The 25499-nt window shown below is 62.7% G+C and carries 23 protein-coding genes; 14 read left to right on the top strand and 9 right to left on the bottom strand.

Annotation, left to right across the window (positions count from 1 at the left end; translation table 11 throughout):
• Positions 1-848 precede the first annotated feature (848 nt).
• Entirely contained in the window at positions 849-2486 is a 1638-nt protein-coding gene (locus DNJ95_RS09405; RefSeq protein ID WP_131184468.1) for a Na+/H+ antiporter, read from the top strand.
• Positions 2487-2498: 12 nt separating this feature from the next.
• On the opposite strand, the gene metR is transcribed toward DNJ95_RS09405, so the two are convergent.
• A complete protein-coding gene (gene metR / locus DNJ95_RS09400) occupies positions 2499-3428 on the bottom strand; it encodes a transcriptional regulator MetR (RefSeq protein ID WP_131184467.1) in 930 nt (309 codons plus the stop codon).
• Positions 3429-3501: 73 nt separating this feature from the next.
• The gene (gene glpD / locus DNJ95_RS09395; protein ID WP_131184466.1) at positions 3502-5028 is read right to left on the bottom strand and encodes a glycerol-3-phosphate dehydrogenase; all 1527 of its coding nucleotides are present in this window, start codon (positions 5026-5028) and stop codon (positions 3502-3504) included.
• A 67-nt stretch (positions 5029-5095) separates the two neighbouring features.
• Between glpD and ybaK the strand changes: the two genes are divergently transcribed.
• Positions 5096-5572: a Cys-tRNA(Pro) deacylase gene (gene ybaK / locus DNJ95_RS09390; protein ID WP_131184465.1), complete on the top strand. Its 477-nt coding sequence runs from the start codon at positions 5096-5098 to the stop codon at positions 5570-5572.
• Here ybaK and mltF read toward each other — a convergent pair.
• The 4 genes from mltF to yejK all read right to left on the bottom strand — a co-directional run bounded on the left by mltF (position 5567) and on the right by yejK (position 9370).
• On the bottom strand, positions 5567-7027 hold the full coding sequence (gene mltF / locus DNJ95_RS09385) for a membrane-bound lytic murein transglycosylase MltF (protein ID WP_131184464.1): 1461 nt from the start codon (positions 7025-7027) through the stop codon (positions 5567-5569). The two genes, ybaK and mltF, sit on opposite strands and share 6 nt — an antisense overlap.
• 80 nt (positions 7028-7107) lie before the next feature.
• Positions 7108-7425, bottom strand: coding sequence for a GIY-YIG nuclease family protein (locus DNJ95_RS09380; RefSeq protein WP_131184463.1), 318 nt, complete (start codon positions 7423-7425; stop codon positions 7108-7110).
• Between the two features lie 37 nt (positions 7426-7462).
• Positions 7463-8260, bottom strand: coding sequence for an undecaprenyl-diphosphate phosphatase (locus DNJ95_RS09375; protein WP_131184462.1), 798 nt, complete (start codon positions 8258-8260; stop codon positions 7463-7465).
• A 102-nt stretch (positions 8261-8362) separates the two neighbouring features.
• Positions 8363-9370 (bottom strand): nucleoid-associated protein YejK, encoded by a 1008-nt coding sequence (yejK, locus tag DNJ95_RS09370; protein WP_131184461.1) that lies wholly within the window; start codon positions 9368-9370, stop codon positions 8363-8365.
• A gap of 142 nt (positions 9371-9512) precedes the next feature.
• Between yejK and DNJ95_RS09365 the strand changes: the two genes are divergently transcribed.
• From DNJ95_RS09365 to pdxH, 5 genes are all read left to right on the top strand, one after another.
• Positions 9513-10715 carry an MFS transporter gene (locus tag DNJ95_RS09365; protein ID WP_131184460.1) on the top strand — a complete coding sequence of 401 codons (1203 nt, stop codon included), beginning with the start codon at positions 9513-9515 and terminating at the stop codon, positions 10713-10715.
• Positions 10716-10963: 248 nt separating this feature from the next.
• Positions 10964-11164 (top strand): hypothetical protein, encoded by a 201-nt coding sequence (locus DNJ95_RS09360; protein ID WP_131184459.1) that lies wholly within the window; start codon positions 10964-10966, stop codon positions 11162-11164.
• A 69-nt stretch (positions 11165-11233) separates the two neighbouring features.
• Positions 11234-12382: a serine hydrolase domain-containing protein gene (locus DNJ95_RS09355; protein WP_131184458.1), complete on the top strand. Its 1149-nt coding sequence runs from the start codon at positions 11234-11236 to the stop codon at positions 12380-12382.
• Positions 12383-12568: 186 nt separating this feature from the next.
• On the top strand, positions 12569-13207 hold the full coding sequence (locus DNJ95_RS09350) for an OmpA family protein (protein ID WP_131184457.1): 639 nt from the start codon (positions 12569-12571) through the stop codon (positions 13205-13207).
• Positions 13208-13318: 111 nt separating this feature from the next.
• On the top strand, positions 13319-13966 hold the full coding sequence (pdxH, locus tag DNJ95_RS09345) for a pyridoxamine 5'-phosphate oxidase (protein ID WP_131184456.1): 648 nt from the start codon (positions 13319-13321) through the stop codon (positions 13964-13966).
• A gap of 14 nt (positions 13967-13980) precedes the next feature.
• Here the strand turns inward: pdxH and DNJ95_RS09340 are convergent, their stop codons facing one another.
• Entirely contained in the window at positions 13981-14220 is a 240-nt protein-coding gene (locus DNJ95_RS09340) for a lipocalin/fatty-acid binding family protein (protein WP_131184455.1), read from the bottom strand.
• Positions 14221-14496: 276 nt separating this feature from the next.
• On the opposite strand from DNJ95_RS09340, the gene DNJ95_RS09335 reads away from it, so the two are divergent.
• The 7 genes from DNJ95_RS09335 (at position 14497) to DNJ95_RS09305 (ending at position 21269) form a co-directional block, all read left to right on the top strand.
• Entirely contained in the window at positions 14497-14958 is a 462-nt protein-coding gene (locus tag DNJ95_RS09335) for an outer membrane lipoprotein (RefSeq protein ID WP_131184454.1), read from the top strand.
• A gap of 594 nt (positions 14959-15552) precedes the next feature.
• The gene (locus DNJ95_RS09330; protein WP_131184453.1) at positions 15553-18345 is read left to right on the top strand and encodes a monovalent cation/H+ antiporter subunit A; all 2793 of its coding nucleotides are present in this window, start codon (positions 15553-15555) and stop codon (positions 18343-18345) included.
• The gene (locus tag DNJ95_RS09325; RefSeq protein WP_131184452.1) at positions 18345-18674 is read left to right on the top strand and encodes a Na+/H+ antiporter subunit C; all 330 of its coding nucleotides are present in this window, start codon (positions 18345-18347) and stop codon (positions 18672-18674) included. The genes DNJ95_RS09330 and DNJ95_RS09325 overlap by 1 nt, the downstream gene beginning before the upstream one ends.
• On the top strand, positions 18671-20176 hold the full coding sequence (locus DNJ95_RS09320) for a monovalent cation/H+ antiporter subunit D (protein ID WP_131184451.1): 1506 nt from the start codon (positions 18671-18673) through the stop codon (positions 20174-20176). The genes DNJ95_RS09325 and DNJ95_RS09320 overlap by 4 nt, the downstream gene beginning before the upstream one ends.
• Positions 20173-20673: a Na+/H+ antiporter subunit E gene (locus DNJ95_RS09315; protein ID WP_131184450.1), complete on the top strand. Its 501-nt coding sequence runs from the start codon at positions 20173-20175 to the stop codon at positions 20671-20673. The genes DNJ95_RS09320 and DNJ95_RS09315 overlap by 4 nt, the downstream gene beginning before the upstream one ends.
• Positions 20658-20927 (top strand): K+/H+ antiporter subunit F, encoded by a 270-nt coding sequence (locus DNJ95_RS09310; protein ID WP_131184449.1) that lies wholly within the window; start codon positions 20658-20660, stop codon positions 20925-20927. Before DNJ95_RS09315 ends, DNJ95_RS09310 begins: the two co-directional genes overlap by 16 nt.
• A 12-nt stretch (positions 20928-20939) precedes the next feature.
• A complete protein-coding gene (locus DNJ95_RS09305) occupies positions 20940-21269 on the top strand; it encodes a Na+/H+ antiporter subunit G (protein WP_131184448.1) in 330 nt (109 codons plus the stop codon).
• A 597-nt stretch (positions 21270-21866) separates the two neighbouring features.
• Here the strand turns inward: DNJ95_RS09305 and DNJ95_RS09300 are convergent.
• Positions 21867-24569, bottom strand: a complete 2703-nt coding sequence (locus DNJ95_RS09300; RefSeq protein WP_131184447.1) for a [protein-PII] uridylyltransferase — start codon at positions 24567-24569, stop codon at positions 21867-21869.
• Between the two features lie 17 nt (positions 24570-24586).
• Positions 24587-25369, bottom strand: coding sequence for a type I methionyl aminopeptidase (map, locus tag DNJ95_RS09295; protein ID WP_131184446.1), 783 nt, complete (start codon positions 25367-25369; stop codon positions 24587-24589).
• Between the last annotated feature and the right edge of the window lie 130 nt (positions 25370-25499).

Here is a 25499-nt window from a genome sequence, read left to right as displayed (position 1 = left end):
TGCCCGCGAACGGGGTGCCTGGGTACGCAAGAGCTTCGTCTCATCAACTGGATTGGCAAGAGGTCTGGCTTCAGCGCGATCTCGGGTTCATCGTTCCTGTGCGAATGCCAGGTAGCGGACGGGGCGCACGTGAATACCTCCCTGTAGCTCTTTGCCGGCCCGGAGGCCCCGACCCAGTACCCGGCATTCGCACAGCCACTAGCGGCGGTGCCTGTGGGAAAGGGCCGGCGAAACCGAAAGCCCTGCGGATGATGCGGTACTGCGCTGATGGCCCTTCCATAGTCGCCGCGCTCTTCGTCGCGAGCCCGGCCAGCCCCGCTACGAAGAGCGCCCCCTAATTCATATGGCGGCGGGTTCATGTGTATCTCGTAGCGGGGCTGACCGGATTCGCGACTCCACGCTCAGCCGGACACCGACAGCAGCGTACGAGAAAACGCACGCTTGACTGCCAATCCGCTCGCAACGAGGCAGACCACGATTACCCAGCTTTCACGGTCATGGACCGGACTTCATGCAATCGCCGTTCACTCGCCTATGCATGGTCACGGCGAGTGGTGTCGACAACGACTCCACACGGATAGCGTGCGAGCCACTCTCCTGCTCGCGTGCGAACACGCCCGTGTGGACTATGGCTTCTTTCCCGCAGGCTCCCAAGCTCTGGCGCCTGGCGCATCTGTTTGCTACGTGGCAGCGTTGCGGCGAAGACGCGGTGCTTCTTCGCTACGCACTTTTGCGCGCCCATTTCGAAAAAGCAGTTTCCACTGCGGGCTCTTATCCGCAGAATAGCCAGGAAATATCCGGAAGTGCTTGCCTGGCAAGTGCGCTCTGAAGTGCGTTCTGGGGATGTAATGGAAACCATCACTCTTGTACTGATCATGTTCATCGCGGTGTTCTTCAGCAGCATGCTGGTGCGTATATTGCCTATACCGCTACCGTTGCCGCTGATTCAGATAGCACTGGGTACCTGCATCGGCATGGCTTCCAACTGGCGGCTTGAGTTGAACCCTGAAATATTCTTCCTGCTGTTCCTGCCTCCTCTGCTGTTTCTGGATGGTTGGCAGATTCCCAAGGAGGGGTTGTTCCGGGATAAGGGCACGATCCTGGCCCTGGCCCTTGGCCTTGTGGTCATGACGGTGCTGGGGGTCGGTTATTTCATTCATTGGCTGATTCCCTCCATGCCTCTGGCTATCGCCTTCGCCCTGGCGGCGGTGATTTCTCCAACCGATCCCGTGGCGCTTTCGGCCATTGCGGCGCGGGTGCCGGTACCCAAGCGGCTGATGCACATCCTGGAAGGGGAGTCTCTGCTCAACGATGCTTCCGGCCTGGTCTGTCTGCGCTTTGCGGTGGCCGCGGCACTGACCGGGACCTTCGTTCTTGGCGATGCCGTGCTGGCATTCCTGCAACTGGCGCTGGGTGGGATCGCTATCGGTGTCGCCGTGACCTGGGGACTGTCGCGGGGGACGATCTGGCTGGCGCGCCGTTTCGGCGAGGAGCCAGGTGCGCAGATCCTGGTCAGCCTGCTGATTCCCTTTTTCGTCTATCTGATTGCCGAGCATCTGCATTGTTCGGGGATTCTTGCCGCCGTGGCGGCAGGCATTACCATGAGTTACAGCGAGCTGACCGGCAAGGCGCTGGCGATCACCCGTATTCGTCGCTCGGCGGTATGGGACATGCTGCAGTTCGCCCTCAACGGGCTGATTTTCGTTCTGTTGGGCGAGCAGTTGCCGAGCATCATTGCCGGTGCCAGCCAGGTGGTGAGCGAGACCGGGCATCATGATCCGGTGTGGCTGATCGTCTATGTCCTGATCATCAACCTGGCGCTCGGGATATTGCGTTTTCTCTGGGTGTGGGTGTCGATTCGCTTCACGCTGTTCGGCGGTGGCCAGATGTATGCCCAGAACCCCCGTGCGACCTTGCGTGTGGCTGCTGCCACTTCGGTGGCCGGTGTACGTGGTGCGATCACCCTGGCCGGTGTGCTGACCCTGCCGCTGCTGCTGAGCGATGGCAGTGCGTTTCCCGCGCGGGACCTCGCCATCCTGCTGGCCGCCGGGGTTATCATTGTGTCGCTGATCGTCGCCAGCGTAGGCCTGCCATGGCTGCTCAAGGGACTGGATGTGCCGGATGAGCCGCAACAGCGGGCGGAAGAAGACAAGGCCCGCATCCTGGCTGCGGAAGCGGCCATTCGCGCCATCGAGAAGGCGCAGCATGCCATGAGCAAGAACCAGCCGGATGTCGACCTTTATGTCGAGGCCGCGGCGCGGGTCAGCGATCTGTACCGCTATCGCATCGACCGGCGTTCGGACCACGGCGAGGCCCAGGCGCAGTTCGATATCACCTTCGAGATCGAACTGCAGTTGCGCCAGGTCGGGCTACGGGCCGAGCGTGACGAACTGTTCCGGTTGGCGCGGGAGAATCATCTCGACGAGGATCTGGCGCGTCGGCTGATTCGCGAGATCGACCTGCAGGATGCCCAGACGCTGCGCTGAGTGGCGGCTTCTTCAGCGTTCCTTGTGCGCGGCACTGACGACACCTTCGAGGGTGGCGAAGGAGGTGTCCTTGGCGGTCAGCAGGAAGTCGCGCATGAAGGGTGAGTCCAGCATGTCCGTGCGTATGCCGGCGAACAGGGTGGCAATGAGGCCTTTTTCGCCCAGGCGCTTGGCTGTGACATAGTTACGCACGCTGTATTCGTGCAGGGCCCAGTTGGGGATGCAGCAGACCCCACGCCCCGAGGCGACCAATTGCATCATCATCACCGTCAGTTCCGCGGTACGGACCTGCGCCGGTTCGACATCGGCGGGTTCCAGGAAGCGGGTGAAGATGTCCAGCCGGTCCCGCTCGACCGGGTAGGTGATCAGGGTTTCGCTGGCCAGGTCTTCGGCACGTATGTAGGGGCGCTCCGCCAGGGGGTGCTGGTTGGCGACGGCCAGCATGGCTTCGTAGGTGAACAACGGGATGTAGGTGATGCCGCTCAACTCCACCGGGTCGGAGGTTACCACCAGGTCGAGGTCGCCGCGCGCCAGTGCCGGCAAGGGCGCGAAGGAGAAGCCCGAGGCCAGATCGAGTTCGACTTCCGGCCAGGCATTGCGGAACTGGTCGATGGTGGGCATCAGCCACTGGAAGCAGCTATGGCATTCGATGGCCATGTGCAGGCGCCCCGCGGTACCTCCCGCCAGGCGTGCCAGGTCGCGCTCCGCACTGCGCAGTTGCGGTAATACATCATCCGCCAGTTGCAGCAGGCGCAGGCCCGCACTGGTGAAGCGTACGGGGCGGGTCTTGCGTACGAACAACTGCTGGCCCAGGCGCTCCTCCAGCTCCTTGAACTGGTGGGACAGGGCCGATTGCGTCAGATGCAGGCGCTCGGCGGCGTCTACCAAGCTGTCGGTTTCCCGAAGGGCATGAAGTGTTTTCAGGTGGCGAATTTCAAGCATGACAGCTCCTGGGACTGGAAGGCCGTAAGCTGGTGATTCTGCCTGAAGGGGCAGGCTTTCGCATGAATATATTTCACTTTGATGCCGGCATGAGTTGCCGGTGATCCATGCGCTGGCGTAGATAGCCGTGCAGATTGGCCTGGAGTGCCGGGCTGTGCAGGCCCAGCTTACTGCGGCGCCAGAGAATATCTTCCGCGGTCATGGCCCATTCCTGCTCGATGAGGTACTCCACTTCGCGAGTATACAGACCGTTCCCCAGGTGCTCGCCCAGCCCGGCGAGATCATGGCTGCCCTCCAGCAGGCGCCAGGCGCGGCTGCCATAACTCCAGGCCCAGCGCGTGGCCAGGCATCGTGGCAGCCAGGCGTATCGGTCGAGCATTTCCTCCACCAGGGCCCGGGGATCGCTCAGGTCGCCGCCTGGAAGGGGGGTGGAAGCACTGTCGCTCTCCGGCAATCCGGTGTACCAGGGGCGCAGGCTTTCGAGCGTGTTGATGGCGAGCATGCGATAGGTGGTCAGCTTGCCGCCGAATACCGATAGCAGGGGCGCATGCCCCTGGGCATCCGTGTCGAGCTGCAGGTGGTAATCCCGGGTCACGTTTGCCGCCGGCCCCTGGTCATCCGCCAGTAGCGGGCGAACGCCGGAGAAGCTGTGCAGGATATCTTCGCGCTGTAGTTGCCGTTTGAAGTAGCTGTTGCTGATGCCCAGTAGATAGTCGATTTCGTCGTCGCTGATATGAACGTCGGCCGGGTCTTGTCGATAGTCGCGGTCGGTGGTGCCTATCAGCGTGAAATCGCCCTGGTAGGGAATGGCGAAGACGATCCGCCGATCTTCATGTTGCAGGATGTAGGCCTGTTGCCCCTCATGCAGGCGGGGCACGATCAGATGGCTGCCCTGGACCAGCCGCAGCGAGTGTCTGGAGTCCTGGCCGAGTCTGTCCGTGATGACCTCCATGGCCCAGGGGCCGGCGGCGTTCACCAGTGCACTGGCCCTTACCGAATAGCGGCTGCCGTCCGTCCGCTCCAGGTGCAGGTGCCACAGGCCCCGGCTGCGGTGGGCACTCAGGCAGTGGGTACGGGGATGGATATGGGCGCCTTGTTCCCTGGCCGCCATGGCGTTGAGGATGACCAGGCGCGAGTCGTCCACGGTGCAGTCCGAGTATTCGAAGCCCTGGGTGATGTCGGCCTGTAGCGGGCCTTGGCCGTCGAAACGAAGATGGCTGGACGGCGCCAGCCTTTGCCGTTTTCCCAGATGATCGTAGAGGAACAGCCCCAGGCGTATCAGCCAGGCACTGCGCAAGTGCGGGCGGTGGGGAAGGATGAAGCGCTGCGAGCGAACCAAGTGAGGCGCCTTGCGCATGAGCGTCTCGCGCTCGGAGAGGGCTTCGCGTACCAGGCGCCATTCGCCGTGCTCCAGGTAGCGCAGGCCGCCATGGATGAGTTTGCTGCTGGCCGACGAGGTATGGTTGGCCAGGTCGTCCCGTTCGCAGAGGTAGGTGCTCAAGCCACGGCTGGTGGCTTCGGCGGCGATACCCGTGCCGTTGATACCGCCACCAATCACGGCAAGGTCGTAGATTTCCGATATATGTGCCTGATTTTCCATGCTTGTGAGCGTCCACCGGTTTTTTTCGCTAAGGTACCGCCTTCATCGTTTCACTTCATCCGTAGCCATGACTCCCGCCATCGATCTCCTGAAAAAGCAGCGTGTGGAACATCGTGTCCACAGTTACCAACATGACCCCAAGTCGGCTTCCTACGGTCTGGAGGCGGTCGAAAAGCTGGGGCTGGAACCGGAGCGCGTATTCAAGACCCTGTTGGCCAGCAGCGAGCGTAACGAGTTGCTGGTGGCGGTGGTGCCGGTGGCCGGTACGCTGGATTTGAAAGCCCTGGCGCAGGCGGCGGGCGTCAAGCGTGTGGAAATGGCCAATCCGCAGCTCGCGCAGCGGGCCACTGGCTATCTACTGGGCGGGATCAGCCCTCTGGGACAGAAAAAGCGCTTGCGTACCTTCATCGATGTTTCCGCCCAGGCGTTTCCCAGTATCTATGTCAGTGCCGGGCGGCGTGGTCTGGAGGTCGAGCTTTCGGCGCAGGCGCTGGCCGAGCAGACCGCTGGCAGTTTCGCCGGAATCGGTCGGGCCGGCTCATAGGGGGGGCAGGTTGCCGTCGAGCTCGGTGGCGTAGATACCGGGTATGTGCATTTCGCTCTGCGCCAGTGAAGGGCCTTCCAGTTGCGGCTGGGTGACCCAGGTAAGGATGTCGTAGTAGCGGCGGACGTTGGCGACGAAGTGCACCGGCTCGCCGCCACGGGCATAACCGTAGCGGGTCTTGCTGTACCACTGTTTCTGCGACAGGCGGGGCAGCATCTGTTTCACGTCCAGCCACTTGTTCGGGTTGAGGCCCTCCGCCTCGGCCAGCTTGCGTGCGTCTTCCAGGTGGCCGCCACCGACATTGTAGGCGGCCAGGGCGAACCAGGTACGGTCCGGCTCCTCGATGCTTTCGGGCAGGCCCTGGTGGATCTTCAGCAGGTATTTACCGCCACCATGGATGCTCTGGGCCGGGTCGAGGCGGTCGCTCACGCCCATGGCCCTGGCGGTGCGCAGGGTTAGCATCATCAGGCCGCGTACCCCGGTCTTCGAGGTGGCATCCGGTAGCCAGTGGGATTCCTGGTAGCTGATCGCCGCCAGTAGCCGCCAGTCCACGGCGAACTCCCGGGCCGTCGAGTGGAACAGCTTTTCATAGCGAGGCAGGCGTTGCTGCAGGTGCTGGGCGAAGGCGTAGGCGCCGACATAGCCGAGCATGTCCACATGCCCGTAGTAGCGTTCGCGCAGCCGCTGCAGGGTACCGTTCTGCTCGGCCTGTTCGAGAAAGGCATTGGCTGCCTCGATCAGGCTGCGGTCTTCGCCCCTGGCGAACATCCAGGTCAGGCTGTTCTGCTCGCCCAGGTCGAAGGCGCTGCGTACATTGCTGAAATAGACCTGGTTCATCGACAATTCGTTGGATTCGACCAGGGTCAGGTCGATCTGGCCGTCGTCGATCATTCTCAGCAGGTCGACCACTTCGACCGCGTCGGACTCCTCATAATGCAGGTTGGGTATCTGCTCACGCAGTGCCGCGAGCTTTTCCGCCTGGTTGCTGCCCTTGAGGACGAGAATGCGTTTTCCGCCCAGGTCTTCCGGGCGCGTCGGGCGTGGATCGCCCTTGCGGTAGACGACTTGCGTCACCACATCCAGATAGGGGCGGCCAAAACGTACCTGTTCCTTGCGCCCATCGCTGGCCACCAGGCCGGCCGCGGCCATGTCCGGGCCTCCCGGGCGGTTGAGGCGGGTAAATATCTCGTCGAGGTTCTCGGCGCTCTCGATTTTCAGTTCGACGCCGATATGGCTGGCGAAGCGCTGCACCAGTTCGAACTCGAAGCCCGCTTCACCGTTGCGGTCCTGGAAATAGGTCGACGGGCTGTTGCGGGTGATCACATGCAATACGCCGTCTTCCCGAATCTGCTGGAGTTGGCTGGGTTTTTCAGCGCAACTGCCGAGCATCAGGACCAGGCCAGCCGCGAACAGCCAGCGGGCGCAGCGTATGCGGAGTGGGGTAGGGGCAAACATCGGCGCAGTATACGCAAAGCGCGAGGTGCTCAATATATCGACAGCAGCTCCCGGCTCTGTTAGGGGCTGTTCAATGCCTGCTAACCGCAAGCCGCAGATCCCGTGTCAGGTTTGCAGCTTGTCGCTGCTTCTACCTTCCACCCTTGCGCCAGCGCTTCCTTGTCGGCTTTCTTCAAGCCCTTGATCGCCCGCTCCCGGCGCAGCGCGCTACCCTTGTCGGCACATGCCTCCACATACACCAGGGCCACCGCCGGGCTGGAATGGAAGAAGCGTGCCCCACGTCCACTGCGGTGGGCCGCGAAACGCCGCTCCACGTCATCGCTGATGCCGCAGTACAGGGCGCTATTGGCCGCCCGTACCAGGTAGACGAACCAGGGTTTGTCTCGACACTCGGTCATCGGCCCGCGGCCTCCAGCGCTCTTTTCGTTCTGGATATCACAGGGCAATGAAGAGCAGGGCGACACCCAGTGCCAGGCGGTAGATGACGAAGGGCAGCATGCCTATGCGGTTGAGTGCCGCGAGGAACAGCTTGATGCACAGTAGTGCGGAAAGAAAGGATAGAAGCGCACCGAGGAGCATGTCGTTCCATTGCGCGCCATTGCCGGACTCCACCAGCTCCAGCGTTTTCAGGCCGCCGGCGGCGAGGATCAGCGGGATCGACAGCAGGAAGGAGAAGCGTGCCGCCGCCTGGCGATTGAAGCCGAGCAGCAGTGCCGCGGTGAGGGTGATGCCGGAGCGGGAGGTGCCGGGGATCAGTGCCAGCACCTGCGCCAGGCCGATCAGCAGGGCCTTGCTCCAGCTCATGCGATCCAGTTCGTCGCTGCGCTTGCCCTTGCTGTCGGCCCACCACAGCACCAGGCCGAAGAGGATGGTGGTGACAGCGATGACCAGCATCGAACGGGTGTACTGTTCGATATGTTTTTCGAAGATCAGGCCCGCCAGCGCCGCTGGCAGCGTGCCGATGATGATCGCCCAGCCCAGGCGGCTTTCGGCGCTGGCCTGGCCCTGCAGGACATGGCGGAACCAGCCGCGGCTGGTGGCCAGCAGTTCTCGCCGGAAGGCCATGATGACCGCCAGCAGCGTACCGACGTGCACGGCCACGTCGAAGGCCTGGCCCTGGTCAGGCCATTCCAGCAGTTGCGAGGGCAGGATCAGGTGAGCGGAGGAGGAAACCGGGAGAAACTCGGTGATACCCTGGATGAGCGAGAGAACGATGATGTGGAACCATTCCATTTTTTGCCCTTACTGCCTGGATAATGTGCTGCCCGCGACTGGCGCGAGCAGCCATATGACTCGTTGTGGCGGGATAATTCCCCGTGCTGGATAAAAATCCGTTCAGTCCTTGCGCCGCTTGAGCTGGTCGGCCAGTTGCGTGGGAATCTGACGGATGATCAGCATGTCGCGCGTTTCGTCGTATTCGATGCGCGAGCCCAGCAGGTGCGCCTCGAAACTGATCGACAGGCCCTCGGCGCGGCCGGTGAAGCGACGGAACTGGTTGAGGGTGCGTTTGTCTGGCGGGATCTCCGGCGAGAGGCCGTAGTCCTTGTTGCGGATATGTTCGTAGAAGGCCCGCGGATGTTCCTCGTCGATGACTATCGACAGTTCTTCCAGGGTCATGGGTTCGCCCAGTTTCGCCTGGGTGCTGGCATAGCCCACCAGCGCGCTGGTCTTTTCGCGGGCCTGTTCCTCGGCCAGGTCTTCGCTTTCGACGAAGTCGCTGAAGGCCTTGAGCAGGGTGCGGGTCTCGCTCGGGGCATCCACGCCTTCCTGGCAGCCGATGAAGTCGCGGAAGTATTCCGAGACTTTCTTGCCGTTCTTGCCTTTGATGAACGAGATGTACTGGCGGGACTGCTTGTTGTTCTGCCATTCCGAGATATTGATCCGGGCCGCCAGGTGCAACTGGCCGAGGTCGAGGTGCTTGGCCGGTGCGACATCCAGCGCGTCAGTCACGGTCACGCCTTCGCTGTGGTGCAGCAGGGCGATCGCCAGGTAGTCGGTCATGCCCTGCTGGTAATGGGCAAGCAGTACATGGCCACCGGTCGACAGGTTGGATTCCTCCATCAGCTTGCTCAGGTGCTCCACGGCTTCGCGGCTGAACGAAGTGAAGTCGCGCTGGCCTTCCAGGTAGCGTTCCAGCCAGCCGCTGAAGGGGTAGGCGCCCGACTCCTCGTGAAAGTAGCCCCAGGCCTTGCCCTGCTTGGCGTTGTAGCTTTCGTTGAGGTCCGCCAGGAGGTTTTCCATGGCCTGCGAGAGGTTCAGCTCGGAATCCCGGGCGTGCAGTACGGCAGGTGTGCCGTCGGGTTTCTTGTCGATCAGGTGGACGATACAGTGGCGGATGGGCATGGGTGTCTCTTGTGCGCCTCGGCAGGTTGCTGAATGTTGCGCAGTCTACCTGAGCGAGGTCGTTGCGCGAGCAGCTTCTTGTTACTGCCGGATGTGCCGTTTCGGCTACCATGAGCGCCCCCCGATCCGATGAGGCGTCGCAATGAATGGCGTATGGCGCAATGCAAGCTGGGTACTTCTGGGCAGTGCCCTGATCCTGGCCGTTTCACTGGGCGTTCGCCATGGCTTCGGCCTGTTCCTGCCTGCGATGAGTGGCGAGTATGGCTGGGGGCGGGAGGTTTTCGCGTTCGCCATCGCCTTGCAGAACCTCGTATGGGGCATCGTGCAACCCTTCACCGGCGCTTTTGCCGATCGCTTCGGGGCGCGCCGTACCGTGTTCATCGGTGGCGGGCTCTATGCGCTCGGCCTGTTCTGCATGAGCCAGGCCAGCAGCGAGATCGGCTTATCCATGAGTGCCGGGTTGCTGATCGGCCTAGGCCTCTCCGGTACCTCGTTCACGGTCCTGCTGGGGCTGGTCGGCCGTAGCGTCGCGGCGGAGAAGCGCAGCATGGCGATGGGCATCGCCAGCGCGGCCGGTTCGTTCGGCCAGTTCGCGATGCTGCCCGGCACGCTGGGATTGATCGAGTGGCTGGGCTGGGCTGCGGCCCTGCTGGTACTGGGGATGCTGGTCGCATCGATCATGCCTCTGGCCTTCATGCTGGGCGGGACACCCCGGGCGGCGGCCAGCGCGGCTCCGGAGCAGAGCATGCGGGATGCCTTGCGCCAGTCGACCGGGCATGGCGGTTTCTGGCTACTGGCGCTGGGCTTTTTCGTTTGTGGCTTCCAGGTCGTGTTCATCGGCGTGCACCTGCCGGCCTACCTGGTGGACAGGCAGTTACCGGCGATGAGCGGGACCACCGTGCTGGCCCTGGTCGGGCTGTTCAATATCTTTGGCACCTACATTGCCGGCTGGCTGGGTGGCTACCATTCGAAGCCGCGCTTGCTGGTTCTGCTCTATCTGCTGCGGGGGGTGGTGATCACGTTGTTCTTCTACCTGCCGCTCAGCGAGTGGGGCGCCTATGCGTTCGGTATCGCCATGGGGTTGCTGTGGCTGTCCACGGTCCCGCTGACCAACGGCACCGTCGCCACCATGTTCGGCGTGCGCAACCTGTCGATGCTGACCGGAATCGTGTTCCTTTTTCACCAGATCGGCTCTTTCTTCGGCGGCTGGCTGGGTGGCTGGATATATGACCTGACAGGCAGCTATGACCTTATATGGCAGATATCCATCGTGCTCAGCCTGTTGGCGGCGGTATTGAACTGGCCTATCCGTGAGCAGGCGGTCCTCAGACCGCTGGCGGCCTGAATGAAAGGGTGGGCCTGGAGTGTGCTGGCCGCCTGTGTGGTGGCGCTGGCGCTGCTGAGCTGGTGGGGCTGGCGGCGGGGTGGGCTGGCTCTGCTCCAGCTCGGTATGGGGATCTGCTGAGCCCCGGGCGGAATATTCGATGAATCGAATCGTGCGGGGCGTGGTCATAGCGCTGGAAGGAACTGACGCCCAATCGTCATATTTGGCTGGTACATAGCTGGCGCACATCACTGATATGGAGTATTGCAATGACGACCCTGACCGAGCTGGCACAGCATATCGCCCAACTCTATCCTCTGCGGGACAAGAAGGTAGGCAAGCGTTATCGCGTGGTTGGCGAGTTGGCCGGGATGACCGAACTGGAAGAGGTCAGTGGCGAACCGCGCTATATCAGCACGCTGGCGCTGAGGGACCGGCAGAACTGGGATTTCATGCAGCCGATGGGCTGAGCCTGTTCTGCATGGCCCGGATTGTGGCGATAATGCCGGCCATCATGGCGCCATGGGCAGAGGCCGAGTGTGCAGACTCAAGGTTATTTCGATCTTCGTTTTGAAGCCGTCAGAGATGTATTTGCGGACATGTTCGGCGGGCATGCCCAGGGTGGCGGCGCCCTGTGCGTGATGATCGGCGGGGAAACCGTGGTCGATCTCTGGGCCGGCATGGCCGACAGCTCGCAGGAGCGGCCCTGGCAGAGCGATACGCTGGTCAACCTGTTCTCTTGCACCAAGCTGTTCACGGCCGTGGCGGCGCTGCAACTGGTTGGCGAGGAGCGCTTGCGACTGGACGAGCCGGTCGCGCGGGTCTGGCCGGAGTTCGCCGGCAACGGCAAGGCGCGGATTACCCTGCGGCAACTGCTCTGCCACACCGCCGGCCTGCCGGCGATCCGCCAGGCATTACCGCAGGAGGCCCTGTATGACTGGCAGCGCATGAGCGATGCGCTGGCGGCGGAAGCACCTTGGTGGGAGCCGGGCAGTCGCCATGGTTACGCGGCAATCACGTATGGATGGCTGCTGGGCGAACTGATTCGCCGGGCGGACGGCCGTGGGCCGGGGCAGGCGATCGTCGCCCGCACGGCCACCCCGCTGGGGCTGGACTTCCACCTGGGGCTGGACGAGCGTGAGTTCGAGCGCGTGGCCTACCTGGCCCGAGGCAAGCATGTCGCCCTCGATGCCACCGCGCAGCGCCTGTTCAAGGCGTTGTCCGGCGACCCGATGTCGATCAGTGCGCGTGCCTTCAACAATCCCCCCTCCCTCATGAACCGTGGCAACAAGCCCGAGTGGCGACGCATGGTGCAGCCTGCGGCCAACGGCCATGGCAATGCGCGAGCGCTGGCCGGGTTGCATGACGGGCTGCTGCGCGGTCGCCTGCTGGACGATGAGGTGCTGCGTGAAATGTGCCGGGAACACGCCAGCGGTGATGACCTGACGCTGCTGGCCAGCACCCGCTTCGGGCTCGGTTGCTGGCTGGAGCAGGCCGATGTTCCCGGGGCGAGCTTCTGCATGGGGCCGAGGGCGTTCGGGCACCCGGGCGCGGGGGGAAGCCTCGGTTTCGCCGATCCTGAGCGCGAACTGGCATTCGGTTTCGTCACCAACAACCTGGGGCCCTATGTGCTGATGGACCCGCGGGCGCAGATGCTGGCTCGCCAGGTCAGGGAGTGCCTGGGATAGAGAAATATCACCGCTCGTCGGTTCCAATGCGCAACTCTTTGCAGAATAATGACTTGCGTTCACAATTTAGAGTCAATTGCAGCGTATGCCACGACTATGTGGCCTGGCGATACTTCTGGCAGGGCAGGATTGATTCCTGGCCTGCCGATTTCCAACCTATGACTGATGGCTTGCGGGGCCCTGCGCATGAACTGGCTGAAATCTACTTCCTTGATTCTTTGCATGGCCGTAGCCGGCTGCAGCACCAAAGTTGAAAAAGCGCCTGAGCCCGTTGCGCTCAAGCCGAAACCCGATCTGGCCTGGCTCGACGAGTATGAGCCACGCTTGCGCGATGCCCTCAAGGACAGCCGTTTCGAACTGGAGCGCCGTGAGGCGATCCTGATCGTCACCGCCCCGGTGGACAGCTCGTTCAATCCCGACAGGCCTGGCATGCTGCTGCCGGCCATGCTCGGGCCGATCACCCGCGTGGCGAAGATGGTCGAGCAGGACAGCAAGACCGCTGTGATTGTCCTCGGACATGCCGACAGCTCCGGCAACGAGGACAAGAACAAGGTCATCAGCCGCGAGCGGGCCGGAGCTGTCGCGGCGATCTTCCGCCTCAGCGGCCTCAAGCACGACCGCCTGCGTATCCGTGGCGTCGGCTCCGACATGCCGCGCGCGGCCAATGACAGCCTGGAAGGGCGGGCGCTGAATCGCCGCGTGGAAATGCTCCTGGCTCCGCAGGAAACCCTGATCGCCCTGGTGGCGCAGTACAGCACGCCGGCTGCTGCGCCTGCCGCGGTTGCGGTACCGACGCGCGTGGCGGCGGCGGATGTCGCCAAGTAAGCGCTGAACTGCTCGCGCAGCGTCTGCTGCGCTGATATGGCGCTGCCCTGAGTCAAGCCTGGCTGGTGCCGAAGGAGTAAGCTTTCGTCGACAGATCCAAGGAGCCCCGTGATGTCACGAAATCTTGCCGATATGCGTCGCGACTATACCCGCGACGGCCTGAGCGAGGCCAATGCGCCAGCCGAGCCTCTCGCGCTCTTTCACAACTGGTTCGATGAGGCCGTCGCCACCGAACAGCTTCCCGTGGAGCCGAATGCCATGACGCTGGCGACCGTGGATGCCGATGGCCGTCCGCATTGCCGCGTGCTGTTGCTCAAGGCGCTGGATGAGCGCGGTTTCACCTTCTTCAGCAATTACCAGAGCGACAAGGGCGAGCAGTTGCGCTACAGCCCGCATGCCGCCATGACGTTCTTCTGGCCGACGCTGGAACGTCAGGTGCGTATCGAGGGGCGGGTCGAGAAGGTTTCGCCAGAGGAGTCGGATGCCTACTTCCAGGTGCGGCCGCTGGGAAGCCGCCTGGGCGCCTGGGCATCGCCGCAGAGCCGGATGATCGCGGGGCGAGAGGAGCTGGAGCGTCTACTGGCCGAGAGCGGGGCGCGCTTTCAGGACCAGGCGCCGCATTGCCCGCCCTATTGGGGCGGCTATCGTTTGCTGCCGGAGCGCATCGAGTTCTGGCAGGGAAGGGCCAGCCGCCTGCATGACCGGCTCGATTATCGTCTCGTGGAAGGCGGCTGGCGGCGCCAGCGGCTGGCACCGTAACGCTTCCGAAGCACTCATCCGACCGGGGGATAGTGCTGCAATTGCGCTTCAAGCCAGCCCTGTAGTTCGGCCCGCTTCACCTTGCGTGAGCGGGCCTCTCCCAGGCGCTCGAGTATCCAGGTGCGTTTCTCGGGGTCGCTTCCGGCCAGGGAGAGCGCCAGGTCGCGATCCGCCCAGTAGCGGAACTTGACGAACAGCCAGGCATGGAAGAACAGGCCGGCCAGGGTGGTCGTGGCGATGATGAAATAATCCATTGCGTATTTCCGTTTTGCCGATGAGTCACCCGCCCCCGTGCATCATTCGGCGTAATCCGTTGTCGAAGCGGACAGGTGCGGGCATTCGGTGTATGAGTGAATGCTGATCCAGTAGCCTGGCAGTGTCATCCTTTTCTTGCGATGTGCCGGGAATTCCTTCGCCACGCGAGCCTGGTGCCGGCTTTTGTTGTCGAATACTCGGATTCCATGGGACTTGCCAGTCCTTTACAGCGTCTTATGCTTGTGTTGACGTAGGTGCTTATCAGGAGAGCCCATATGCGTAAATCCATTCTCGTAGCATCCTTTACCGCCCTCGCCGTGCTGGTGGGTGGCTGTACTTCCAACCTGACCGGGGACTCCTATTCGCGTGACGAGGCGCGTTCGGTGCAGACCGTACGCTACGGCACCATCGAGTCATTGCGACCGGTCAAGATCGAGGGCACCAAGACGCCGATCGGCGCGGGGGCTGGCGCCGTGGTCGGCGGGATCGCCGGCAGCGGCGTTGGTGGCGGTCGTGGTAGCGCAGTCGCGGCGGTCATTGGCGCACTGGCCGGGGGCATGCTGGGATCGGCGGCCGAGGAAGGCCTGACCCGTACCCAAGGGGTGGAGCTCACCGTTCGCGAGGACGATGGCAACACCAGGGCCTATGTCCAGGAGGTCGAGCCGAACCAGATATTCCGGGTCGGCCAGCGTGTACGGATCCTAAGTGTCGGCGGTACCAGCCGCGTATCGCCCTGAGGGCCTGACGCGGGCCGCCAGGCCGCTGCTGGCATGATGCGCATGGTTGTATCGAACAAGAAGGCCCAGCCGCTGGTTGGGCCTTTTGTTTTTCAAAATGCATGATTTCGCGACGATCGCTCCTGTCATGTGGATAATCACCGGGACTTTTTCTTTTTCTTTCAGTCTATTAGGGGCTGTTTCCGTTTCATCGCTGCCGTGCCGCGGCCAGTTTTTACACGAGGCATGGCGCGAGATGCGAAGTTTAGTGGGCTGAGTGAGCCATCGAGTAACGCAGCCTCGTGTAAAAACAGTACCTGCCCTTCGGCCTGTGCGAGAAATGGCCCGCTGTCGTTGCGGTACTTGGCTAGGGCATGGCTATTACCTGCGTTCCGCAATTTTCAGGGATGGCGTGAATCTCGCAAGCCCGTCGGGAACGGGGGCGCCGGGGGCTGTTTCTCGCAACAGCGCGGCTGGCGATGAAACGGGAATAGCCTCTACTGCTTGCGGAAATCCCGGGGCGAGGTACGGCAGGGCTCTGCGGGGCTTTATTAACCGGTGTGGCGCGAGGGGAACTGCCCGTCCTGCGTCCGCCATATAACAAGGGAAGGGTCGATGGCGCTTGCATTGATTATCGCTTTACCGATGCTGGGAGCCCTGCTTCCTCTACTGCTGGGGCGCCTGGGGCGCTCGGCCTGTGCCCTGGGGGCGGCCGTCGCGCCGCTGGTGGCGCTGGCGCTGTTGCTGTCGAAGCGCGAAGCCGTCTTTGCCGGGAACACCGAAGTGGTTCGCCTGCCCTGGCTGAGCGAGCTGGGGCTGGACCTGAGCCTGCGCCTGGATGGCCTGGGCTTTCTGTTCGCTCTGCTGATTCTCGGTATTGGCGTACTGGTGATTCTCTATGCACGCTACTACCTGTCGAAAAAGGAGCCCATGGGGCGCTTTTTCGCCTTCTTCCTGTTGTTCATGGGTGCCATGCTGGGCGTGGTGCTATCGGAAAACCTGCTGCTGATGCTGATGTTCTGGGAGCTGACCAGCCTGTCGTCGTTCCTGCTCATCGGTTTCTGGAGTCACCGCCAGGATGCGCGCCAGGGTGCCCGCATGGCGCTGGCGGTCACCGGTGGCGGTGGCCTGGCGCTGCTGGCCGGTATCCTGCTGCTTGGGCATGTGGTGGGCAGCTTCGAATTGAGCGCGGTGCTGGCGGCGGGGGATGCGATCCGCGCCCATGCGCTCTATCCGCTGATCCTGGTGCTGGTGCTGCTGGGGGTATTCACCAAGTCGGCGCAGTTTCCCTTCCATTTCTGGCTGCCCCAGGCCATGGCCGCGCCGACGCCGGTATCGGCGTTCCTGCATTCGGCGACTATGGTCAAGGCTGGCGTATTCCTGCTGGCCAGGCTGTATCCGGCGCTGGCGGACTCCGACCTGTGGTTCTACCTGGTCAGCCTGACCGGGCTGACCACCCTGCTGTTCGGCGCGGTGATGGCGCTGTTCCAGCACGATCTGAAGGGCTTGCTGGCCTACTCGACGATCAGTCACCTGGGGCTCATCACCTTGCTGTTCGGGCTGGATTCGCCGCTGGCGGCGGTCGCCGCGATTTTCCATATCATCAACCATGCGACCTTCAAGGCTTCACTGTTCATGGCCGCCGGTATCATCGACCACGAGACCGGTACGCGCGATATGCGCCTGTTGAACGGCTTGTGGAAGTACATGCCGCACACCGCCGTGCTGGCGATGGTCGCCTGCGCCGCGATGGCCGGGGTGCCGCTGCTCAATGGTTTCCTGAGCAAGGAGATGTTCTTCGCAGAGACGCTGGAGCAGCACCTGCTGGGCAGTTTCTACTGGTCCATCCCGGTGGTGGCGACGCTGGCCAGCACTTTCTCGGTGGCCTATTCGCTGCGTTTCATCCACGACGTCTTCTTCAATGGCGAGCCGGTGGACCTGCCCAAGTATCCGCCCCATGAGCCGGCGCGCTATATGAAGATACCGGTCGAGGTGCTGGTGATGCTGTGTCTGCTGGTGGGGATGCTGCCCGCCTATACGGTGGCCCCCCTGCTGGCTTCGGCGGTGGGGGCAACGCTGGATGGCGACGTGCCGGCGTACAGCCTGTCGATCTGGCACGGTTTCAACCTGCCGCTGCTGATGAGCTTTGTCGCACTGGCTGGCGGCATCCTGCTCTACAGCCAGCGGCGAGTGCTCTATAGCTGGTATGAAGGTTTGCCCAGCCTGGATGCGCTGGTGGTGTTCGAACGTTGTGTGAGGGCCCTGACGGCGGGCAGCGAGAAACTGACCCGTACCCTGGAGAATGGCTCGCTGCAGCGTTATCTGATGTTGCTGCTGCTGAGTGCGCTGGCGTTGATGATCTATGCACTGAGTCCGCTGCAGTCCTTTACCGGCCCCGTGGCGATGACAGAGCTGGATGGCGTCACCGCTCTGGGCATGCTGGTGTTGCTGCTGGGATCCCTGTGCACGCTGTACTTCCACCGGCGGCGGCTGGTCGGCCTGATGATGCTCAGTTGTGTCGGCCTGATGGTGGCGCTGGCCTTTGCGCGTTTTTCCGCCCCGGACCTGGCGTTGACCCAGCTCTCGGTGGAGGTGGTCACCATTATCCTGCTGATCCTGACGCTGTTCTTCATGCCGGATTACACCCCGGTGGAGTCCAGCAGCCTGCGTACCGCGCGCGACCTGTTGCTGGCGAGTGGCGTCGGCACCCTGGTGGCGTTGCTGGTGTATGCGGTACTGACCCGGCCTTACCAGAGCATCGCACCGTTCTTCCTGGAGAACAGTGTTTCGGGGGGCGGTGGGACCAACGTGGTCAACGTCATCCTGGTGGATTTCCGTGGTTTCGATACCCTCGGCGAAATCAGCGTGCTGGCGATTGCCGCGGTCGGCATCTACGGCCTGCTGCACGGGCTGCACCTGCCGTTCCCACCCCGCGATGCGGGCGGGCGGCTGTGGTCGACGGACAGCCACCCGATGATTCTCGACAACCTGTCGCGCATGTTGCTGCCGCTGGCGCTGATGATTTCCGTATTCATCTTCCTGCGTGGGCACAACCTGCCGGGGGGCGGCTTCATCGCCGGGTTGATCACCGCCGTTGCGCTGATCCTGCAATACATCTCCCATGGCGTGAGCTGGACGCAGGCGCGCCAGCCATGGAGTTACCACGGTGTGGCCGGGGCCGGGATACTGATCGCCGCGCTGACCGGGCTGGGGAGCTGGCTGTTCGGCTTCCCGTTCCTGACTTCGGCGTTCGGCCACTTCCACATTCCCGGGATTGGCGAGATCGAGCTGGCCACGGCCATGCTGTTCGACCTTGGCGTGTACCTGGCGGTGGTCGGGGCGACGCTGCTGATCCTTTCCAATATCGGACACGTCAGCCAGGACGAGTCGAGCAGGGAGATCCTCTGATGGAAGCATTGTTTGCAATCACCCTCGGCGTGATGACCACCTGTGGCGTCTATCTGCTGCTGAGGGCGCGCATATTCCCGGTGATCATGGGACTGACGTTGATTTCCTATGCGGTGAATCTGTTCATTTTCGCCATGGGTCGTTTGCCCACGGGGGGCCCTGCCGTGATCGGCAAGAGCGCCGAATATGGCGACCCGTTGCCGCAGGCGCTGGTGCTGACCGCCATCGTGATCGGCTTCGCCATGACAGCCTTCGTCGCGGTGCTGTCGTTGCGCGGGCTCAGTGAGTTGCGCAGCGATCATGTGGATGGCCGGGAGACGCAGGAATGAATCATGCGTTGATCCTGCCCATCCTGGTGCCGCTGCTGGCGGGCAGTCTGCTGCTGATCGGCCACCGGCTGGGCAAGTCGGCCAAGCGCCTGTTTTCGATACTGGCGACCCTGGGCCTGTTGCCGATTGCCATCCACCTGGTGGGGCTGGCCAGCGATGACCAACTGCGGTTGTATGCGCTGGGCAACTGGCAGGCGCCGTTCGGCATCGTCCTGCTGCTGGACCGGCTGAGCGCCATTCTGCTGTTGCTGACCGCGGTGCTGGCGCTGTTCGTGGCGATATATGCCAGCCGCGGCGATGACCTGCGCGGGCAGAACTTCCATGCACTGCTGCAATTCCAACTGGTCGGCATCAACGGGGCTTTCCTGACGGGGGACCTGTTCAACCTGTTCGTATTCTTCGAGATCCTGCTGATTTCCTCCTACGCGTTGTTGCTGCACGGGCAGGGGCCGGACAGGACGCGCGCGGGGCTGCATTACGTGGTGCTGAACCTGCTGGGGTCGTCTTTCTTCCTGATCGGCGTGAGCCTGCTCTATGGCCTGACGGGAACCCTGAACATGGCTGATCTGGCGCTCCGGGTGGGGCAGGCCGGCCCCGACCAGGCACCGTTGCTGGCGGCGGGCGGATTCCTGTTGTTGATCGTGTTCGCCCTGAAGGCGGCGATCATGCCGCTCTACCTGTGGCTACCGAAGACCTATTCGGCGGCCACGGCGCCAGTGGCGGCGCTGTTCGCGATCATGACCAAGGTCGGTTTCTATGCCATCTTGCGCGTGCATACGCTGATCTTCGGCGAGCAGGCGGGGCTGGTCGCCAATCTCGCCCATGACCTGCTGTGGTGGCTGGCGCTGCTGACCCTGGTCGCCGGTGTGCTGGGCGTGCTGGCGGCGCGCAGCCTGGCACAAGTGGTCTCCTACCTGGTGGTGGTCTCGGTCGGGACACTGCTGGCCGGTTTCGCTCTGGGCAGCCCGGCGGCGCTGGCGGCCTCGTTGTATTACCTGTTGCACAGTACGCTGATCGCGGCGGCGCTGTTCCTGCTGGTCGATCTTATCGCGCGCCAGCGTGGCGCCTTCCACGGGGCACTGATGCCATCGGCGGCTGTGCGCCAGCCGTTGCTGTTGGGCAGCCTGTTCTTTATCGCGGCGATTTCGGTCATCGGCCTGCCGCCTTTTTCCGGCTTCATCGGCAAAGTGATGTTGCTGCGGGCCGCCGGCATTGGCGCCCAGGGCCTCATGCTGTGGGCCGTGGTGCTGCTCGGTGGGTTGGGGACGCTGATTGCCCTGAGCCGGACGGGTAGCCTGGTGTTCTGGCGCTCCTTCGGCAGCCCGCTGCAGAGCACGGAAAGCGCCGATGCATGGCGCCTGCTGGCAACGCTGGGGCTGCTGTCGGGAAGTGTGTTGCTGCTGGCGCTGGCCGAGCCACTGAATGCTTATCTTCAGGCGACCGCGGCACAGTTGCTGGAGCCGGAGCGCTATATCCAGCGGGTAATGGGAGGTGCCGAATGAAGCGTAAATGGCTTCCACATCCATGGCTGACGCTGCTGTTGACCGTTGTCTGGCTGTTGCTGGTCAACCACCCCGGCCTGGGTGATCTGCTGCTGGGGCTGTTCCTCGGTTGGCTGATTCCATTGTTGACGCGCAACTTCCTGCTCGATGTGCCACCGGTGCGCAAGCCATTCAAGCTCTGCCTGTTCGTGCTGATGGTGTTCTATGACATCGTGGTGGCGAACCTGCATGTCGCGCGCCTGGTGCTGGGGCCGAGGAAGAACCTGAATCCGGCCTTCGTGGTGGTGCCGATGGCAATCGAGAACGGTTTCCTGCTGGCGGCGCTGACCAGCATCATTTCCCTGACCCCGGGTACCGTATCGGCCGGGCTCAGCCCCGACCATCGCACATTGTTGCTGCACGGCCTGGATGTGACGGATGCCGATGCCCTGGTCGCCGGGGTCAAAAAGCGCTATGAAGCGCCACTATTGGAGATATTCGAATGCTCGAGTATGTGATTGCCGTGTCCTTCGGCCTGCTGGCGCTGGCGGTGGTGCTCAACCTGGCGCGGCTGATCGTCGGGCCGGAGATGCCGGACCGGGTGCTGGCGCTGGATACCCTGTATATCAATGGCCTGGCGCTGATCATCGTGTTCGGTATCTGGCTGGCGAGCGACCTGTTCTTCGAGGCCGCCCTGCTGATCGCTGTGATGGGGTTCGTCAGTACCGTTGCGGTGGGCAAGCACCTGCTGCATGGTGAAATCATCGACTGAGGAGATGACTGGATGCCTTTCTGGATCGAACTGCTGGTATGTGCCTTTCTCCTGCTCGGCAGCCTCTTCGCGCTGATCGGGGCGATCGGCCTGTTTCGCCTGCCGGATTTCTATATGCGCTTGCACGGGCCGACCAAGGCCACCACCGTGGGGGTGGGCAGCATCATTCTGGCCTCGATCACCTTCTTCGGCAGCCAGGGCGAGGGGTTGAGCATACATGAGCTGCTGATCACGCTGTTCCTGTTCATCACCGCCCCGGTCAGCGCCCATATGCTGGCCAAGGCGGCGATGCAACAGAAGCTGCCGATGGATGAGAAGACCATCGGCAAGCCTTGGGAATGACAGCATCTTTCAATAGGGGCGCTTCCTCTGCGTTTTCACCGCCGCCCCGCCTTGTTGCGAGCGGATTGGCATTCGCACAGTCACTCTCGGCGGTGCCTGTGGGAAAGGCCAGCCCTACGGATGATTCGGTACTGCGCCGACAGCTCTTTCCATAGTCGCCACGGTATTTGCCGCAAGCCCGGCCAACCCCGCTACGAAACACGCCTGAACCCGTCGCTCATATTAATAAGGAGTCGCTCTTCGTCGGTGTCCCTGCCGACGAAGGTTTCGTAGCGGGGTTGGCCGGGTTCGCGACAATATGGACAACAGAACAGCGCCAGCGGTGTACTGCCCATCGCAGACTTGATTGCCAATCCGGTCGCACTGCCTCGTCCCCCTGAAGCAGGGTATATGCCGGAGGTGAGCGTTCATGCGATTGCCCTGTTTCACCCATTGAGCAACCCATACAACGACAGTTTTTGTTTTAAGCCAAAGGGGCGGCTTTTATTTGATGGGCGCGTGGCCTTGGCCGCGAAGCTTTCATGAGCGGAGGGGCGCCGTTAGCGGGCAAGTCCGCTCCCGCGAGGCCGATCTGCCTCGCGTCAGGGCGGCGCGGGGTTATATCTCGATACTGCTGGGGGAAGGCTGCTGGGTGTTTTCCTGGGTCAGTTGCTGGACCAGCGCCTGCTGCAGGCGGGTGCACAGCAGCGGATCGGAAAGCGGCTGGTTGTCCTCGCTGGTGACGAAGAACACGTCCTCGACCCGTTCGCCCAGCGTGGCGATCTTGGCGTTCTGTACGCTGAGGTCGAAATCCAGGAACAGTTGGCCGATGCGCGCCAGCAGGCCGGGGCGGTCCGGCGCGATGATCTCGATGATGGTCTGCGAGCGTTGGGCATCGTTGTGGATGGTGACCAGCGGCGCGAAGGCGAAGTGCTTGAGCTGGCGCGGCACCCGGCGCTTGATGATGGTCAGGTACTCGTCCGGGTTGCGCAGGGCCTCGATCAGGCCCTGGCGGATTTCCTGGATGCGCTGCGGGTTGTTGCCGATGGGCGAGCCGTCGGCCTCCAGCACGATATAGGTGTCCAGGGTGAAGCGGCTGCCCGAGGTGATGATGCGGGCATCATGGATGTTCAGGTTCAACTGGTCCATGGCGGCCACGGTCACGGCGAAGAAGTCGTGCTGGTCCGGCGCGTAGATGAATATCTGCGTGCCGCCCTCGAATTCGCGCTGGGTGGTTTCCTTGATCAGCACCAGCGGCTCGCCGTGCCCCGGGTGTTCGATGATCGCCTCGGTATGCCAGGCGATATCGGTCGCGGTATGGCGCAGGAAGTAGTCCTCGCCGAGGTGCGACCAGAGCTCTTCGGCATCGTCGGGGTCGGTGCCGTTGCGCACCAGGTCGTTGATGGCGGCGCGCTGGGTCTGGCGGATCTGTTCCTTGCGTTCCAGCGGGTTTTCCAGGCCGCGTTTGAGCGCGCGCTTGGTCTCCGTGTAGAGCTGGCGCAGCAGGCTGGCGCGCCATGAGTTCCACAGGCTCGGGTTGGTGGCGTTGATGTCGGCCACGGTCAGCACGTAGAGGTAGTCCAGGTGGGTTTCGTCGCCGACCAGTTGGGCGAAGTCGTTGATCACCTGGGGGTCCGACAGGTCCTTGCGTTGCGCCGTGGTGGACATGTGCAGGTGGTGTTCCACCAGCCAGACCACCAGGTCGGTGTCCCAGTCCGGCAGCTTGTGGCGTTCGCAGAAGCTGCGCGCGTCTATCGCCCCCAGCTCCGAGTGATCGCCGCCGCGGCCCTTGGCGATGTCATGGTAGAGCCCGGCGAGGTAGATCAGTTCCGGCTTGGGCAGGCGCTCGACCAGCTTGCTGGCCAGCGGGTATTTCTCGGCCACTCCCGGCTTGCTGAGCTTGCGCAGGTACTTGATGACATTCAGGGTGTGGGCGTCGACGGTATAGATGTGGAACAGGTCATGCTGCATCTGCCCGACGATATGGCCGAACTCCGGCAGGTAGCGTCCGAGGATGCCATAGCGGTTCATCCTGCGCAGGTTGCGGTGGATGCCTTCCTTGCACTTGAACAGCTCGATGAACAGGCTGGTATTGCGGATATCGCTGCGGAAGGCATCGTCGATCAGGTAGCGGTTGTCGCGCAGCAAGCGGATGGTATCGGAGCGTACGCCCTGTATCTCCGGGTGCTGGGCGAGCAGCACGAAGATTTCCAGCAGGGCGAACGGGGTGCGCTGGAACACCGTCGGGCTGCTCACCTCAAGGTAGCCGTCGCGCAACAGGAAGCGGTTGTTGATCGGCGTTGCCGGCGCGGAGTCCACTTCACGCAGAATCACTTCGGCAAAGTGCTGGAGCACCAGGTCGTTCAATTCAGAGACGCTCATCACTACCCGGTAGTACTTCTGCATGAAGCGCTCGATGGCCAGTTTGGCATCGTTGTCTTCGTAGCCGAGCAGCGCGGCCAGGCTGCGCTGGTAATCGAACAACAGCCGGTCCTCGGCGCGCCCTGCGAGCATGTGCAAGCCATAGCGCACCCTCCAGAGAAACTCCTGGCCGGAAGTCAGCAGGGAGTTTTCCACTCCGGTGAGAAAGCCCTGGTCGACCATCGCCCGCAGGTTCAGGGTGCCGAACTCGCGGCGGGCGATCCACAGGATGGTCTGGATATCGCGCAAGCCTCCGGGCGAGCCTTTGACGTTGGGCTCCAGGTTGTATTCGGTGTTGTTGTATTTCGAGTGGCGGGTCCGCTGTTCCTCGCGCTTGGCCAGGAAGAACTCGGTGCTCGACCACATGCGTGCGCTGCTGGTGACTTCGATCATCCGTTGGCGCAGGTGCTCGGGGCCGGCGAGGGTGCGGCTTTCCATCAGGTTGGTGATGACCGTCAGGTCGGCCCGCGCCTGCTCGGCACACTCTTCGACCGAGCGCACGCTCTGGCCGACTTCCAGGCCGATGTCCCAGAGCAGGGTGAGGAAGCCTTCGATCGACGGGCGCAGGCGCTCATGCTGGTCGCCGCCGAGCAGGATCAGCAGGTCGATATCGGAGTAGGGGTGCAGTTCGCCGCGGCCATAGCCGCCGACGGCGATCAGGGCGATTTCCGCCTCCTGTGGCCAGTCGAAGCGGTTCCAGGCGGCGCGCAGGATCTGGTCGACGAACCAGGCACGATCTTCCACCAGGCGCCGGATGTCGTAGTGCTCGAGGAAGCGCCGGTCGAGCGTTTCGCGTGCCTGTTGGATGGCCTTCTTGAAGGCGTTGATCGGACTGCTCTTGAGCGACAGGTCGGCCTGGAACTGGCCTGGGTCGAACAGCTCTGGGTCTACCTGTGGCATCGTTGTGTCTCCGTCATTCAGGCCGATGTGCGGGCAATGGTGTCGTCTTTACGCAGGGTGAATATCTCGTAGCCATCCGCGGTGACCACCAGCGTGTGTTCCCACTGGGCGGACAGTTTGCGATCCTTGGTGATGGCGGTCCAGCCGTCGCCGAGGGTGCGGGTTTCCGCGCGGCCCTGGTTGAGCATCGGTTCGATGGTGAAGGTCATGCCTTCCTTGAGTTCCAGGCCGGTGCCGGCACGGCCGTAATGGAGGACCTGCGGTTCCTCGTGAAAGCCCTTGCCGATGCCGTGGCCGCAGTATTCGCGCACGACCGAGAGGCCGTTCTTCTCGGCGTGCTTCTGGATCACTTCGCCGATATCGCCCAGGCGGGCGCCGGGGCGCACCAGCTCGATGCCTTTGTAGAGGCATTCCTGGGTGACCCGGCACAACCGCTGTGCCCACTCGGGGGTATTGCCGACCAGGAACATGCGGCTGCTATCGCCGTGGTAGCCATCCTTGATCACGGTGACGTCGATGTTCAGGATATCGCCGTCCCTGAGCGGCTTGTCATTGGGGATGCCGTGGCATACCACATGGTTGATCGAGGTGCAGATCGACTTGGGATAGCCCTTGTAGTTGAGCGGGGCCGGGATGGCCTGCTGCACGTTGACTATATGGTCATGGCAGAGTCGGTCCAGCTCCTCGGTGGTAACGCCGGGCCTGATGTGTGGCTCGATCATTTCCAGCACATCGGCGGCCAGGCGGCCAGCGACACGCATTTTTTCTATCTCTTCAGGCGTCTTGATACTGACGGTCATTTAAAACTCTCAAGCGGAAAAGGAAAAATGCCATATTAACAGTATCGGAATCGGTCGAGGCCGATAAAAACATCGCAGCCAGGGCGATTGCGCCATGCACGGCAAGCAGCCGAAAACAGCGCTGGAAGGT

The organism is Stutzerimonas kirkiae (assembly GCF_004327335.1).
Classification (GTDB): Bacteria; Pseudomonadota; Gammaproteobacteria; order Pseudomonadales; family Pseudomonadaceae; genus Stutzerimonas; species Stutzerimonas kirkiae.
This window is presented reverse-complemented; position numbering and strand designations above follow the sequence as displayed.